Below are 13,916 nucleotides of genomic sequence, written 5' to 3'. Positions count from 1 at the left end.
ACCGGCGGTCCGCCCGCTCAGTCGCGCGCGCTCCGACGGCGTGCCCGCAGCAGCCCCACGAACGCCGCGCCCGCGAGCGCGATGACCACCGCGTTGACGCCGATGACGGCGGCCCAGCCGCCCCCGAAGCCGCTGGCCGCGAACGCCGGGTCGAGGCCCGCGACGTCGCCGGTGGCGATCCGGTCCGCGGTCGCCCCGGGTCCCACGAGACGGGCGATCGCCACGACCAGACCTGCGCCGAAGACCGCCATCACGACCGAGGTGACGCCGCTGCGGACGGTGTTGAGCAGGCCGGACATCATGCCGACGTGCTCGCCGCCGGCTCGGCTCATGAGCTGGGCGTCGCAGAGCCCGGTGAGGATGCCGGAGGCGACGCCGAGCAGCCCGGTCGGCACGAGTACCGCCCACGGCGCCGGGTGCGTGGCCAGCGCCGCCAGCCCGAGCAGCGCCACCGCCATCAGGCCCAGCCCGAGCGCGACGGCGCGCGCGGGCGAGCCGCCACGCGTCACCCAGCGGGAGGCGAGCACAGGGGTGACGAAGATCGGCACGGTGAACGCGAGCATCCAGGTCCCCGCCGGCCCCGCCTCGACACCGCGCACGACGAGCAGGTACGTGGGGAGATAGACCGTGAACCCGGCGAGGCCGGCACCGCCCAGCACGCTCGCGAGCAGCCAGGCGGCGATCCGCCGGTCCTTGAGCAGCCCGAGGTCGAGCAGCGGGTCCGGCGCGCGCAGGCAGCGCACGACGAAGGCGGCGAGCACGAGTCCCGCCCCGACCAGCTCGCCGACGACGACGAAGGTCGGCCCCGCCGTCGTGCCGCTCGAGATGCCGAGCAGCAGCAGGCTGAGCCCGGCGGCGAGCAGCACGGCGCCGGCGACGTCGAGGCGGCGCGGCTGCGAGGCGCGGCTCTCCTCGATGAGGTAGGTGCTGACCACCATGAGCGCCGAGACGCCCGCGAGCACCGCGAACGTGCCGCGCCAGCCCGTCTCGGCGACGATCCAGCCGGCCGCCGTCGGGCCGAACGCCATCCCGATGCCGCCCGCCGCGCCGCACAGCGCGAACGCGCGCACGCGGTCGGCACCGTCGAAGGAGCTCGCGAGCACCGCGGCGCCGCAGGCCATCAGCCCCGCGGAGCCGACGCCGGCGAGGACACGGGCGGCGTCGAGGACGCCGATCGACGGCGCGACGGCGGCCGCCGCCATGCCCAGCGTGTACAGGACCGAGGAGATCCGCAGCACGAGCCGGCGACCGAACCTGTCGCCCAGCGCACCGGCCACCAGCACGAGGCAGGTGGCGGCGAGCAGGTAGCCGGTCATGAACCACTGCATGCCCGCGGGGCTCGCGTGCAGCTCGGTGGCGATCGTCGGCAGCGCGATCGCGGTGCCGGAGGTCGTGAGGGTGCCGACGACGTAGCCGGCGAGCACGCAGACGAGCGCGGCCCACTGCCGCGCGGTCCAGCGGCCGGCGCCGGTCCGCAGGGTCCGGCGGCGACGGAGCGAGATGGTCACGACCGACGAGGATAAGGCCCGCGCTCGAAACGTTACGACACGGCGATAGCGAGTCGTGATGTGTGCGCCTCGCGGCGTGCTCGGCGCCGTCGTCGTCGCGGGCGGAGCGCGGCGGTGGCGTCGCGGCCGACCCGGACTGGGCGTGCTCACGTGAGCCGCAACGTGCGGTCGAACAGGTCGCGGACGTCGTCGGAGACGGCCTGCTCGGCGATCGTCACATCGACGTGCCGCTGCTCGGCGACGACGCGGTACACGAACCGGTCGGGTGCGGGCTCCTCGCGCGCGAGCTGCATCAGCGCGTCGCTGACGAGCAGCATCGTCCACCGCTCGGCGTCCGGGTCGGGGAGCTCGGCAGGGCGGAACCGTGACTCGCGGGTGACCCCGGCGAAGCCGCCCGTGCGGCACAGGTAGACGGGCGTCTCGGCGGGCGGCGGCTCGGCGTCGGGTCCGGTATCGGCGCCCGCCGGCGGGACCGGGCCATCGGCCGGCGCGACGTCGAGCACGCCGACCTGCCGCCACGCGCCGGTGATCGCATCGGTCTCGGGCGCGCCCTCCCCGAAGCGGGCCGCCGCGGTGGCGACCGTCGCCTCGGCGAAGGCGACGAAGTCCGCGTCGCGCGCCAGCGTGCCGCCGGTCAGCACGTCGAACCAGACCTGTCCGGCCCGCTCCCACGCGTGCCCTCCGATCGCGGTCGCGGCGAGGTAGAAGGCGTGGTTGGGGATGCCGGAGTTGATGTGCACGCCGCCGTTGTCGTCGGAGGTGTCGACGTAGTCGGCCATCGTGGCCGGCTGCGGGTCCCTGCCGAGCACGTCGTCGTCGTAGGCGGTGCCGGGGGCGCGCAGCGATCGCAGCGCCTCGCCCTGGACGGCGGAGGTGAACAGCCCTGCCCCGATCAGCCAGTCCGCCTCCTCGGCGGTCTGACCGGCGAGCCGCTGCTTCACCAGGGAGCCGAGGACGTCGGAGACGCTCTCGTTGAGCGCGCCCGGCTGCCCGCGGTAGACGAGCCCGGCGGTCAGCTCGGTGACGCCGTGCGCCAGCTCGTGCCCGATGACGTCGACGGCGCCGGTGAAGCCGGTGAACACCTCGCCGTCGCCGTCGCCGAACACCATCCGCTCGCCGTCCCAGAACGCGTTGGCGTAGTCGCGCCCGTAGTGGACCGTCGCGTGCAGCGGCATCCCGGCACCGTCGAGCGAGTCGCGGCCGAACTCCTCCAGCAGCAGCGCCCAGGTGTGGCCGAGCCCGTCGTAGGCCTGGTTGACCGACTCGTCGGCGACCGCGGGATCGCCCTCCGCGCGTACCCGCTCGCCGGGCAGCTGCCGCTCGTGGCGCGCGTCGGAGATCGTGCGGTCCGGTGCCGGCGCGGCCACGGTCACCGAGGTGCGGGGACTGCCCGCGACCGACGGCGGCTGCCGCCCGGCCTCGCGCAGCGCGGCGTCCGCCGCGAGCGTGGCTCGCGCGCAGGCCTGCACGGCGGGGTCGGGGTGCTGCTCGAGCCGCTGCAGCAGGTACGGCGGCACGATGTGGCAGAGGGCCCCGTGCTCGTGCGGCTGCGCCTCGGTCGGGTCGACCCGCGTCCCTGGCTCCATCCGTCGACAGTAGCCAGCAGGTCCGACAGCCGCACCGGCGGGAGCGAGCCGCCGGTGCCAGGCGGCGCACAGTCGTCACGTGTGAGCTCGACGAGGTCGGTGCTCTCCGTGCTCTCCGTGCTCTCGACGCCTCGGGCGCGCCGTCGCGACGGCATCGAGCGAGGAGTGCGCGCCGCGGTGCGGCTCGCGCCCAGCCGCTAGACGTCCCCGCCGTACAGATCGGTCGTGTGCGCCATGCCGCCGTCGGCCGAGACCGTCTGCGCGGTGACGAAGCGAGCGGCGTCGCTCGCGAGCCACGCGACGACGTCGGCCACGTCCTCCGGGCTCGCCCACCGTCCCAGCGGCGTGAGCGCGGTCGTGGAGGCGACCGCCTCGGGGATGGTCTTGTTGCGCGCCCACAGGTCGGTGTCGACCACACCCGGGGCGACGGCGTTGACCCGGATGCCGCGCGGCCCCAGGTCGATCGCCAGCGAGCGGGTGATCGAGTCCAGCGCCGCCTTGCTCGCGCCGTAGACCGCGCGCCGCGGCGTCCCGACGACGCCCGAGACCGAGGTGATGTTGACGATGCTGCCGTGCCCGGAGGCGGCGAGCGCCTCCTCGAGGTCGCGCGCGAGCAGCAGCGGTGCGCGCACGTTGACCGCGAGCACCGCGTCGATCAGCGCAGCGTCGGTCTCCGCGAGCGTGACGCGGCGGGCGAGCGCGGCGTTGTTGACCAGCACGTCCAGGCGGCCGCCGGTGGCGTCGAGGGCACGGTGCGCGAGGTCGGTGACGGCGTCGGCGTCGGCGAGGTCGACCGCGAGCGGCACGGGGTCGTGCCGCAGCGTGCCGGCGACCTCGGTCAGCGCGTCGGCGGACCGGGCAGCGAGCAGCACGCGGGCTCCGGCGGCATCGAGGGCCCGGGCGATCGCGGCGCCGATGCCGCGGCTGGCACCCGTGACGAGCGCGGTGCGGCCCGCGAGAGAGCTGGTCATGGGACCAGTGTGGCAGCGCCAGGATCGAAGATCCTATAGGGTGCGTGGCGATGATCGAGGCAGCGGCGACGGCGCAGCAGGCGGCCGGGCTGGGGCTGGCGCCCGTGGCCGCGCGCCGCGCGCTCGCCGACGAGGTCTACGCGGCGCTGACGGCGTCGATCATGGATCATGCGATCGCGCCGGACACCCGGCTCAACATCGAGGAGATCGCGCGCGAGCTGGGCGTCTCGCCGACCCCGGTCCGCGAGGCCCTGGCGCGCCTGGAGTCCGACGGCCTCGTCGCGAAGGAGCCGTTGCGCGGCTACCGCACCACGCCCGTGCTCACCGCGGCCGAGCTGGACCAGATGTACGAGTTCCGCAGCCTTGTCGAGCCCTGGGGCGCGGCCGAGGCCGCGCGCCGCCGCACCGCGGCCGACGTCGAGGAGCTGACGGCGGAGCTCGCCACCGCGCCCGCCTCCTCCGCAGGCGCCGGGTACGCCGACTACGCCGCGCTCGCGGCGCACGACCACCGCTTCCACGTGCTGCTGCTGCGCATCGCCGGCAACGACGTCGTGCGCGAGGCGTTCGAGCGCACCCGCTTCCACCTGCACCAGTTCCGGTACGCCTTCGCCGCCTCCATGGCCCCGGCCTCGGTCGCCGAGCACCGTGCGATCGCCGAGGCGGTCGTCGCCGGCGACCCCGAGGCCGCCCGGTCCGCGATGACCGCGCACCTGCGCGCGGCCCGCGACCGCATCGTCCGCTCCCAGACCTCCGACAGCAGGGACACCCGATGATCACCGAGCTCGCCGCCGTCGACGTGCGCTTCCCGACGTCGCTCCACCTCGACGGCTCCGACGCGATGAACCCCGACCCCGACTACTCGGCGGCCTACCTCACGCTGCGCGACGACGACGGCCCCGACGGCGTCTCGCTCGTGTTCACGATCGGGCGCGGCAACGACGTCGTGGTGGCGGCGCTCGACGCGCTGCGCCACCACGTCGTGGGCCGCGAGGTGCGCACGGTGGACGACGTCAACGCGCTCTCGCGCGACCTCGTCGGCGACTCGCAGCTGCGCTGGCTCGGCCCCGAGAAGGGCGTCATGCACATGGCGATCGGCGGCGTCGTCGACGCGGCCTGGGACCTGCTCGCGCGTCGCGAGGGCAAGCCGCTGTGGCTGCTGCTGGCCGAGCTGACGCCCGAGCAGCTGGTCTCGTGCATCGACTTCCGCTACCTCACCGACGCGATCACCCCCGAGCAGGCGCTGGCGCTGCTGACCGAGCGCGCCGAGGGGAAGGCCGAGCGCATCGCGCACCTGCGCGAGCACGGCTTCCCGGCCTACACGACCACCCCGGGCTGGCTCGGCTACGACGACGAGAAGCTCGTGCGGCTCTCGCGCGAGGCGGTCGCCGACGGCTTCGACATGATCAAGCTCAAGGTCGGGGCCGACCTCGACGAGGATGTGCGTCGGCTGCGGCTGGCCCGGGAGGCCGTCGGGCCGGACGTGCTGGTGGCCGTCGACGCCAACCAGCGCTGGGACGTCGCCGACGCGATCGCCTGGATGACGGCGCTCGCGCCCTTCGACCCGTACTGGATCGAGGAGCCCACCTCGCCCGACGACGTGCTCGGGCACGCGCAGATCCGCACCGGGCTGCGCGAGGCCGGCACCGCGATCAAGGTCGCCACCGGCGAGCACTGCCAGAACCGGGTGGTCGCCAAGCAGCTGATGGCTGCGGGCGCCGTCGACGTGTTCCAGCTCGACGCCACCCGCATGGGCGGGGTCAACGAGCTGCTCGCGGTGCTGCTGCTCGCCGCCCGCTTCGGCGTGCCGGTGTGCCCGCACGCGGGCGGCGTCGGGCTGTGCGAGATGGTGCAGCACCTCGCGCTCGTCGACGCCGCGTCCTTCGCCGGCACCACCGAGGGCCGCCGGCTGGAGTTCGTGGACCACCTGCACGAGCACTTCGTGGACCCGGTCCGCGTGACCGACGGCGCCTACGCCGCGCCCACGGCGCCGGGAGGCGGTGCGCAGATGCACGCCGCCTCCGTCGCCGACCACACCTACCCGCACGGCTCCGTCTGGGCCGCTGCCGACACCGAGGAGGACGAGGACCGATGAGCACACCGGAGCTGGAGGGCGTGCGCGCCGTCGTCACGGGCGGCGCCAGCGGGATCGGGCTGGCCACAGCGAACGAGCTGGTCCGGCGCGGCGCGCGCGTCGCCGTGCTGGACGTCAACCCCGACGTGGCCGAGCCGCTGGTCGGCATCCGCTGCGACGTCACCGACACGGCCAGCGTCGAGGCGGCGGTGAGCGCCGCCGTCGAGCAGCTGGGCGGGCTGGACGCCGTCGTCAACAACGCCGGTATCGGTGCGCAGGGCACGATCGAGGACAACGACGACGAGGAGTGGCACCGGGTGCTCGACCTCAACGTCGTCGGGATGGTGCGAGTGGCGCGCGCCGCGCTGCCGCACCTGCGCCGCTCCGACAACGCCAGCATCACCAACACCTGCTCGATCGCCGCGACGGCGGGGCTGCCGCAGCGGGCGCTGTACTCGGCGAGCAAGGGCGCCGTGCTCTCGCTGACGCAGGCGATGGCGGCCGACCACGTGCGCGAGGGGATCCGGGTCAACTGCGTCAACCCGGGCACCGTCAACACGCCCTGGATCGGTCGGCTGCTCGCGAAGGCGCCCGACCCCGAGGGTGAGCGCGCCGCGCTCGAGGCCCGCCAGCCGACCGGTCGCCTCGTGGAGCCGGACGAGGTCGCCTACGCGATCGCCAACCTCGTCTCGCCGCGCTCGCGCGCCGTCGTGGGCACCTCGGTCGCGGTCGACGGCGGCATGCAGGGTCTGCGGGTGCGTCCGGTCTCGTCGTGAGGCGCGTCGCGCAGGTGATCCGGCTGCGGCCGGAGCACGCCGCCGAGTACGAGCGGGTGCACGCCGAGGTGTGGCCGACGGTGCTGGCGACCCTGCGCCGGCACCACGTGAGGAACTACTCGATCTTCCGGCACGGCGACCTGCTCTTCTCCTACCTCGAGCACACCGGCGACGACTACGAGGCCGACATGGCCGCGATCGCCGCCGACCCGGAGACGCAGCGCTGGTGGCAGGTCACCGACCCGATGCAGGAGCCGGTGCCCGAGGCGGCCGAGGGCGAGTGGTGGCACATGCTGCCCGAGGTCTTCCACCTCGACTGACCCGGTTTCAACCCGGTCTACGCCCCCGAAGGTTACGGGGGCGTAGACCGGGTTGAAACCGGGTGGGGGCGTCAGCGGTCGAGGCGGAGCTCCTCGGCGTCGAGCAGCTGCTCGGCCCGGGTGAGCGCGGCGGTGCTGTAGGCGCCGATCGCGCGCTCCTCGTGGAGCGCCTCGCGCATCGCGTCGAGGTAGACCCGGCGCACGAGGGCGAGCTGCTGGTTGCGGGTGAGCGACCCGGGTGTGCGCGGCTCGGTGCGGGCCTCGCGCAGCTGCCGGGCGCGCTCCTTGGCCTCGGCGACGACCTCGGGGTCGATCGCCTGGCCGTCGACGACGAGCTCCTCCGGCGCGCCGACCTCGGCCGACGCGGCGTCGCTCAGGTCGTGCATGAGCTCGCGCAGCTCGTCGCGCACCTCGCCCGGGTCGGCCATCGGGACCTTCAGCCACCGGATGACGAGCGGCAGCGTGCCGCCGTAGAGCAGCAGCGACACCACCGCGACCCCGAACGCCACGGTCACCAGCAGCGTCCGCTGCTCGACGACGGTGCTGATGCTCAGCGCCGCGGCGAGCGTGACCACGCCGCGCATCCCCGCCCAGGCGATGACCACGCCGCCGCGCGCCGTCAACGGCTCGCGCTCGAAGAAGTCGAGGTCGGCGCGGCCGCGCGCGATGCGCCGTCGGAACATCGAGACCCGGCGCTGCACGCGAGCGTCCTCGACCGGCAAGTTCTCGATGCGGTCGGCGAGGGTGTCGATGCGCTCGCGGCGCTCGGCGCGCCGGGGCCGCCGGCGACGCTCGACGATCACCTGCACCGCGACGAACACCGTCCGCAGCACCAGCAGCACGACGACCGCGACGCCGACGAGCAGCAGCGCGGTCTCCCAGCGGTCGGCGGAGTCGTTCAGCTCGTCGACGAGCGTGCGCAGCTCCAGCCCCATGAGCAGGAAGACGCCGTTCTCGAGCAGGAACTGCAGCGTGTTCCAGTTCGTGTGCTCGGTCGAGCGCTCGCGCGCCGAGAACCGGCGGGCGCCCTCGTGCCCCGTCACGAGCCCAGCCACCACGACAGCGACGACGCCGGAGGCCTCGAAGTGCTCGGCGGGCAGGAACGCCAGGAACGGCACGATGAAGCTCGTCGCGGTGGTGAGCACGGGGTCGGCGAGCCGGGCGCGGAAGCGGACGGTGGCGTGGCCGACCAGCAGCCCGATGACGACGGCGATCACCACCGCGCGCGCGAACTCCCAGACCGCGTCGCCCAGGCTGAACGAGGCCGCGGTCACCGCGACCACCGCGGTGCGCAGCAGCACGAGCGCGGAGGCGTCGTTGAGCAGGCTCTCACCCTCGAGCACGGTCATCAGCCGCGGCGGCAGCCCCAGCCGCTTGCCGATCGAGGTCGCGGCGACGGCGTCGGTCGGGCTGATGACGGCGCCGAGCGCCACCCCGGCGGCGAACGGGATCTCGGGCACCAGCCAGTGCACCACCGCACCGATGACGAGGGCGGAGACGATCACCAGGGTGACCGAGAGCCAGCCGATCATCGCGAAGTTGCGCCGCAGGTCGATGACCGGCACGCGCACGGCGGAGGCGTAGAGCAGCGGCGGCAGCACGCCGGCGAGGATCCACTCCGGATCGAGCTCGAACTCGGGCCCCCACGGTGTGAGGCTCACCACGATCCCGATGACGAGCAGCACGAGCGGTGTGGCCACCCCGGTGCGTCGCGACAGCACCGCGGCAACGACAACGGCCAGCAGGGCGGCGATGGCGATGGTCATCGGCTCCACGGCGACTCAACCTACGCCCGGCCTGCCGCCGGCCGGTGCCGTCTGGCCGTGGAGGGCCGTTTGGAAACCCGATCAAGGGCTTGGTGCACTGGTGGGAGGCGCCTGTGGGGTCGAAGAGCAGATTTCGCTTTACGAACACTAAAGCGAATGTTACGGTCAGCCATGGCACGCGCTCGCCGTCCCTACCGCTCGCCGGTCCGGGAGCGGACCGCCGCCGCCACGCGGCAGCGCATCCTGAGCGTGGCCAGGTCCGCCCTGCTGGGCGCTCCGTTCGCCGAGTTCACGCTGTCCCGCGTCGCCCGCGACGCGGGCGTGACGACGCAGACCGTGCGCGACCACTTCGGCGCCAAGGACGACTTGCTCCGCGCCCTGGCGGACGCGCTGTCCGAGGACCTGGGGACGTCGCGCCGAGCCGCGCCGGCGGCGAGCACCGCGGCCGCCGTCGGGAAGCTCCTGGACGAGTACGAGGACTACGGCCTCGCGGCGGCCGGCCTGCTCGTCGCGGCCGAGCACTCGGAGGCGCTCGCCGCCATGGTCGCGCGTGGCCGCGAGGAGCACCGGGCGTGGCTGGAGGAGGTCTTCGGCGACCGTCTCCCCAGCGGGGCGGACGCCCCCCCTGCACGTGAGAGGTGCCTCGCCGCGCTCTACGCGGCGACCGACGTCGGCACGTGGCGGCTGCTCCGCCACGACCTCGGGCACTCGCGCGAGATGACCGCTGCCGTCATGCGCGACCTCGTCGACGCCACGCTCCACCGGCACGGTGCCCCGTTCGACGTCGAGGACGGCGAACCCGCCGCCCTCTCGTGCGACACGAAGGGGCCACCGGAAGGAGGCTGACGTGCACTACCTGCTCGCAACCTGGGACGGCGGTGGCCCGTCCCCATCGACCTCGGCATCGCGCGAGCGCTCGTCGACCGTGGTCACACCGTCACGGCGCTCGCGGACCCGACCATGGCGGCCGAGGTCGTCGCCGCCGGCGCCGCGTTCGTGCCCTGGCGCGAGGCGCCGCACCGCCGCTCCACGGCGCCCGAGGACGACATCCTCAAGGACTGGGCGGTGCGCCGCCGGCCGATCGCCCTGCTGCGGCGCGTGTCCGACAGGCTCCTCACCGGGCCCGCAGCGGCGTTCGCACGCGAGACCGACGCCGAGATCGGCCGTCGCCGGCCCGACGTCGTGCTCGTCGACGCGGCGATCCTCGGACCGATGTCGCCGCCGAGGCCGCGGGTCTTCCCACGGTCGCGATCGTGCCCGGCTGCTACATCCTGCCCACGCCGGGCGGCCCGCCGTTCGGGCTGGGCCTGCGGCCGGCCCGCACCGCGCTGGGCCGCACGGCCTACGACCTCGTCAACGGCGCCGTCAGGCAGGCCTGGCGCAGCGGGCTCCCGAGGCTCAACTCCGCTCGGGCGGAGGTCGGGCTGGAACCGCTGGCCGACCCGTTCGACCAGCTCCGCAGCTGCGCCGCCGTGCTCGTGACGACGGCAGCGGCGTTCGACTTCCCGGCCAGCTGCCCGACAACGTCCGCTACGTGGGTCCGATCATGGTGGACCCGACCTGGGCCGCATCGGCGCCGGTGCCGGACCTCCCGACGGACCGGCCGGTGGTCCTCGCCGCGTTCTCGTCGACGTTCGTCACCGAGCAGGTCGACGTGCTGCGACGCGTCGTGGCCGCCATGGACTCGCTGCCGGTGACCGGCGTCGTCGGGCTCGGTCCCGCCGTCGATCCAGCCGACGTCCCCGGCACCGATCGCGTCCGCGTCCACCGGGCGGTGCCGCACGAGGCCGTGCTCGCCCGCGCTTCCGTCGTCGTCACCCACGGCGGCCACGGCTCGGTGCTCAAGCCGCTCGCGCACGGCATCCCCGTCCTGTGCATCCCCTCGTTCCGCCACCAGAAGGACAACGCGGTGCGGCTCACCGAGCGCGGTGCCGGGCTCCGCCTGCGCCCCTCCGCCTCGGTGCCGCAGATCGCCGCCGCCGTCGAGCGGCTGCTCGTCGAGCCGACGTTCGCGACGGCAGCCCAGGACCTCGGCGGCCGCATCCGGGCGGAGATCGCGCAGTCACCGCTGGTGCCGTTGCTGGAGGAGGCGGCGCGTCGACCGGGTCCCGCGCGGGACGGCTGAGCCGGTCGGGGGTGTCCGCCCGGGTCGTGCGCAGGTCACGACCCGGTCTCGGATCGGCCTGCGAAACGCCCGCGTCACACCAGGTGACCTAGTATCGCCAGATCGCCGGGTGCGGCAGCCACGAGCCGCCACGCACCACCACCCCCCTCACCGGAGGAGATGCATGACCGTCACGTCCCGAACCCGACGCACAGCACGACTCGCGACCACCGGGGCGTTCGCCGCGGTCGCTGCGCTCGCACTCGCCGCCTGCGGTGGCGGCGGCGACGGCGGCGAGAGCGGCGGTGACGGCGGGGGCGACGCGAGCGGCCTCGAGCTCGTCGCCGACGGCACGCTGACCGTGTGCTCCGACATCCCCTACCCGCCGTTCGAGGTCGAGGACGCCGCCGCCGAGAGCGGCTACAGCGGCTTCGACATGGACGTCATGCAGGAGATCGCGACCCGGCTCGACCTCACGCTCTCGGTGCAGGACGTCTCGTTCGACGCGCTGCAGTCCGGTGCGGTGCTCGGCGCCGGTCAGTGCGACGTCGGCGCCTCGGCGATGACGATCACCGAGGAGAGGGCGCAGAACCTCGACTTCTCCGACCCGTACTACGACTCGCTGCAGTCGCTGCTGGTGCCGGCCGACAGCGGCGTCACCAGCCTCGACAACTTCAGCGGCAGCCTCGGTGTGCAGCAGGGCACCACGGGCCAGTCCTACGCCGAGGAGCACGCGCCCGAGGGCGCCGAGCTGATCGAGTTCCCCTCCGACGGCGAGCTGTGGCCGGCGCTGCAGGGCGGCACGATCCAGGGCATCCTCCAGGACCTCCCGGTCAACGTCGAGCACGCCAAGGCCGACTCGAGCTACGTGATCGTCGAGGAGTACGACACCGAGGAGAGCTACGGCTTCGCCTTCGCCAAGGGCGAGAAGCCGAACCTGCTCGCCGCCGTGAACGAGCAGCTCCAGGCGATGCGCGACGACGGCACCTACGACGAGATCTACGACGGCTACTTCTCCGCCGAGGGCTGACACGACCCGGCCCGCACCGGCCGGAGGAGGAGGTCGCAGCGTGGCGATGCGTCGGACCACGCGCCGCAAGCTCGGGCGCGTCGCGATGTACGTGCTGTTCGTCGCGGTGCTCGCCGTGGTGGTGCTGTCGGCGGACTGGGACCGGTTCGCGCAGTACTTCCTGCGGTGGGACATCGCACGCGAGCAGTTCCCGCAGATCATCACGGTCGCACTGCGGAACACCTTGGTGTTCACCGTGGTGTCGTTCGTCGGCGGCCTGGTCGTCGGCACCGTGATGGCGCTCATGAAGCTGTCGAGCATCGGGCCCTACCGCTGGTTCGCGACCGCCTACATCGAGCTGTTCCGCGGCCTGCCGGCGCTGCTGACGATCTTCGCGTTCGCGTACATGCTCCCGATCGCCTTCGGGGTGCGGCTCCCGTTCGCGCCAGTCGGCGCGGGTCTGCTCGGTCTGGTCGTCGTGGCGGGCGCCTACATGGCGGAGGTGATCCGCGCGGGCATCCAGGCGGTGCCGAAGGGGCAGACGGAGGCGTCCCGGTCGCTGGGGATGTCGCCGATGAAGACGATGTTCTTCGTCGTGCTGCCGCAGGGGCTGCGGATCATCATCCCGCCGCTGACCAACGAGTTCGTGCTGCTGCTCAAGGACACCTCGCTGCTGTTCATCGCCGGCTCGACGATCATCACCAAGGAGCTCACGACGTTCGCGCGCGACGCGACGACGACGACCAGCAACGGGACCGTGCTCGTGATGGCGGCGATGCTCTACCTGCTGGTGACGATCCCGCTCACCCGGGTCGTCGCCTATCTCGAGCGACGGATGGCGAGGTCGCGATGACGGAGGCTCGGATGACAGGGGACCCCACGCCGTCGGGCATCGAGCCGCGCGCGGACGCGCCGGCGATCGAGATCATCGACCTGCACAAGTCCTTCGGCGACCACGAGGTCCTCAAGGGCATCTCGCTGACCGTGCAGACCGGCGAGGTCGTGTGCGTGATCGGGCCGTCCGGCTCGGGCAAGTCGACGCTGCTGCGCTCGGTCAACCTGCTCGAGGAGCCGACCAGCGGCACGATCCTCGTCGAGGGCGTCGACATCCTCGATCCCGAGGTCGACGTCGACCGCATCCGCACCCGGATCGGCATGGTGTTCCAGCAGTTCAACCTGTTCCCGCACATGACGGTGCTGGGCAACCTGTGCCTCGCGCAGCAGCGGGTGCTGGGCCGCGGGCGCAAGGAGGCCGAGCAGGTGGCGCGCGAGAACCTCGCCAAGGTCGGGCTCGCCGACCGCGAGGGCGCCTACCCGGCGCACCTCTCGGGCGGTCAGCAGCAGCGGGTCGCGATCGCGCGCTCGCTGTCGATGAACCCGGACATGATGCTGTTCGACGAGCCGACCTCGGCGCTGGACCCCGAGCTCGTCGGCGACGTCCTCGAGGTCATGCGCACCCTCGCGAACGAGGGCATGACGATGATGGTCGTCACCCACGAGATGGGGTTCGCGCGCGAGGTCGGCGACCGGCTGATCTTCATGGACGACGGCCTGGTCGTCGAGGACGGCGACCCGCGCGAGGTCCTCGCCAACCCGCAGGAGCCTCGCACCCAGGCGTTCCTCTCCAAGGTCCTCTGACCCGCGCCCACCTGCCGATCTCGTACGCCGGTACCGACCTCGTACGGTGCACACCACGAGCTCGGCAACGGCGTACGAGATCGCGAGTGGCGAGACGGGTGGTGCCCACCAGGTGGGCGGCGCCTGTGCGACCCCGGACTCGCGCCGTGGTGGTGCCAGACTTGACG

The 13,916-nt window shown here is 73.5% G+C and carries 13 protein-coding genes; 9 read left to right on the top strand and 4 right to left on the bottom strand.

Going from position 1 to position 13,916, the window contains the following annotated elements:
* Positions 1-17: 17 nt before the first annotated feature.
* The 3 genes from GPA02_RS09985 to GPA02_RS09975 all read right to left on the bottom strand — a co-directional run bounded on the left by GPA02_RS09985 (position 18) and on the right by GPA02_RS09975 (position 4,065).
* Entirely contained in the window at positions 18-1,508 is a 1,491-nt protein-coding gene (locus GPA02_RS09985) for an MFS transporter (protein WP_162457744.1), read from the bottom strand.
* 146 nt (positions 1,509-1,654) lie between these two features.
* Positions 1,655-3,094: a protealysin inhibitor emfourin gene (locus GPA02_RS09980; protein ID WP_156199773.1), complete on the bottom strand. Its 1,440-nt coding sequence runs from the start codon at positions 3,092-3,094 to the stop codon at positions 1,655-1,657.
* 197 nt (positions 3,095-3,291) lie between these two features.
* Complete coding sequence (locus GPA02_RS09975; protein ID WP_156199772.1) at positions 3,292-4,065, bottom strand: SDR family NAD(P)-dependent oxidoreductase; 774 nt, start codon at positions 4,063-4,065, stop codon at positions 3,292-3,294.
* A gap of 50 nt (positions 4,066-4,115) precedes the next feature.
* On the opposite strand from GPA02_RS09975, the gene GPA02_RS09970 reads away from it, so the two are divergent.
* Genes GPA02_RS09970 through GPA02_RS09955 form a run of 4 tightly spaced genes read left to right on the top strand, consistent with a single transcriptional unit; the run spans position 4,116 to position 7,232 of the window.
* Positions 4,116-4,838 (top strand): GntR family transcriptional regulator, encoded by a 723-nt coding sequence (locus tag GPA02_RS09970; RefSeq protein WP_156199771.1) that lies wholly within the window; start codon positions 4,116-4,118, stop codon positions 4,836-4,838.
* On the top strand, positions 4,835-6,157 hold the full coding sequence (locus GPA02_RS09965) for an enolase C-terminal domain-like protein (RefSeq protein ID WP_156199770.1): 1,323 nt from the start codon (positions 4,835-4,837) through the stop codon (positions 6,155-6,157). Before GPA02_RS09970 ends, GPA02_RS09965 begins: the two co-directional genes overlap by 4 nt.
* Positions 6,154-6,912 carry an SDR family NAD(P)-dependent oxidoreductase gene (locus GPA02_RS09960; protein WP_156199769.1) on the top strand — a complete coding sequence of 253 codons (759 nt, stop codon included), beginning with the start codon at positions 6,154-6,156 and terminating at the stop codon, positions 6,910-6,912. The genes GPA02_RS09965 and GPA02_RS09960 overlap by 4 nt, the downstream gene beginning before the upstream one ends.
* Entirely contained in the window at positions 6,909-7,232 is a 324-nt protein-coding gene (locus GPA02_RS09955) for an L-rhamnose mutarotase (protein WP_156199768.1), read from the top strand. Before GPA02_RS09960 ends, GPA02_RS09955 begins: the two co-directional genes overlap by 4 nt.
* Positions 7,233-7,303: 71 nt before the next feature.
* Here GPA02_RS09955 and GPA02_RS09950 read toward each other — a convergent pair whose 3' ends face one another.
* Positions 7,304-8,998, bottom strand: a complete 1,695-nt coding sequence (locus GPA02_RS09950) for a cation:proton antiporter (protein ID WP_156199767.1) — start codon at positions 8,996-8,998, stop codon at positions 7,304-7,306.
* A gap of 171 nt (positions 8,999-9,169) precedes the next feature.
* Between GPA02_RS09950 and GPA02_RS09945 the strand changes: the two genes are divergently transcribed.
* The 5 genes from GPA02_RS09945 to GPA02_RS09925 all read left to right on the top strand — a co-directional run bounded on the left by GPA02_RS09945 (position 9,170) and on the right by GPA02_RS09925 (position 13,749).
* Complete coding sequence (locus GPA02_RS09945) at positions 9,170-9,844, top strand: TetR/AcrR family transcriptional regulator (RefSeq protein WP_162457743.1); 675 nt, start codon at positions 9,170-9,172, stop codon at positions 9,842-9,844.
* A 700-nt stretch (positions 9,845-10,544) separates the two neighbouring features.
* A complete protein-coding gene (locus tag GPA02_RS09940; protein WP_156199765.1) occupies positions 10,545-11,123 on the top strand; it encodes a glycosyltransferase in 579 nt (192 codons plus the stop codon).
* Positions 11,124-11,286: 163 nt separating this feature from the next.
* Positions 11,287-12,132: a transporter substrate-binding domain-containing protein gene (locus GPA02_RS09935; protein ID WP_156199764.1), complete on the top strand. Its 846-nt coding sequence runs from the start codon at positions 11,287-11,289 to the stop codon at positions 12,130-12,132.
* A 46-nt stretch (positions 12,133-12,178) separates the two neighbouring features.
* On the top strand, positions 12,179-12,964 hold the full coding sequence (locus GPA02_RS09930; RefSeq protein WP_193567857.1) for an amino acid ABC transporter permease: 786 nt from the start codon (positions 12,179-12,181) through the stop codon (positions 12,962-12,964).
* Between the two features lie 11 nt (positions 12,965-12,975).
* Positions 12,976-13,749 carry an amino acid ABC transporter ATP-binding protein gene (locus tag GPA02_RS09925; protein ID WP_204986566.1) on the top strand — a complete coding sequence of 258 codons (774 nt, stop codon included), beginning with the start codon at positions 12,976-12,978 and terminating at the stop codon, positions 13,747-13,749.
* Positions 13,750-13,916 lie beyond the last annotated feature (167 nt).

It is taken from the genome of Actinotalea caeni, from assembly GCF_009733795.1.
GTDB classification, from domain to species: domain Bacteria; phylum Actinomycetota; class Actinomycetes; order Actinomycetales; family Beutenbergiaceae; genus Pseudactinotalea; species Pseudactinotalea caeni.
This window is presented reverse-complemented; position numbering and strand designations above follow the sequence as displayed.

What these genes read in the sequence shown, in the direction of transcription:
- GPA02_RS09980 (WP_156199773.1), bottom strand. Translation starts at nt 3,094, where the DNA reads ATGGAGCCAGGGACGCGGGTCGACCCGACCGAGGCGCAGCCGCACGAG.
- GPA02_RS09975 (WP_156199772.1), bottom strand. Translation starts at nt 4,065, where the DNA reads ATGACCAGCTCTCTCGCGGGCCGCACCGCGCTCGTCACGGGTGCCAGC.
- GPA02_RS09970 (WP_156199771.1), top strand. Translation starts at nt 4,116, where the DNA reads ATGATCGAGGCAGCGGCGACGGCGCAGCAGGCGGCCGGGCTGGGGCTG.
- GPA02_RS09965 (WP_156199770.1), top strand. Translation starts at nt 4,835, where the DNA reads ATGATCACCGAGCTCGCCGCCGTCGACGTGCGCTTCCCGACGTCGCTC.
- GPA02_RS09960 (WP_156199769.1), top strand. Translation starts at nt 6,154, where the DNA reads ATGAGCACACCGGAGCTGGAGGGCGTGCGCGCCGTCGTCACGGGCGGC.
- GPA02_RS09950 (WP_156199767.1), bottom strand. Translation starts at nt 8,998, where the DNA reads ATGACCATCGCCATCGCCGCCCTGCTGGCCGTTGTCGTTGCCGCGGTG.
- GPA02_RS09945 (WP_162457743.1), top strand. Translation starts at nt 9,170, where the DNA reads ATGGCACGCGCTCGCCGTCCCTACCGCTCGCCGGTCCGGGAGCGGACC.
- GPA02_RS09940 (WP_156199765.1), top strand. Translation starts at nt 10,545, where the DNA reads ATGGTGGACCCGACCTGGGCCGCATCGGCGCCGGTGCCGGACCTCCCG.
- GPA02_RS09935 (WP_156199764.1), top strand. Translation starts at nt 11,287, where the DNA reads ATGACCGTCACGTCCCGAACCCGACGCACAGCACGACTCGCGACCACC.
- GPA02_RS09930 (WP_193567857.1), top strand. Translation starts at nt 12,179, where the DNA reads ATGCGTCGGACCACGCGCCGCAAGCTCGGGCGCGTCGCGATGTACGTG.
- GPA02_RS09925 (WP_204986566.1), top strand. Translation starts at nt 12,976, where the DNA reads ATGACAGGGGACCCCACGCCGTCGGGCATCGAGCCGCGCGCGGACGCG.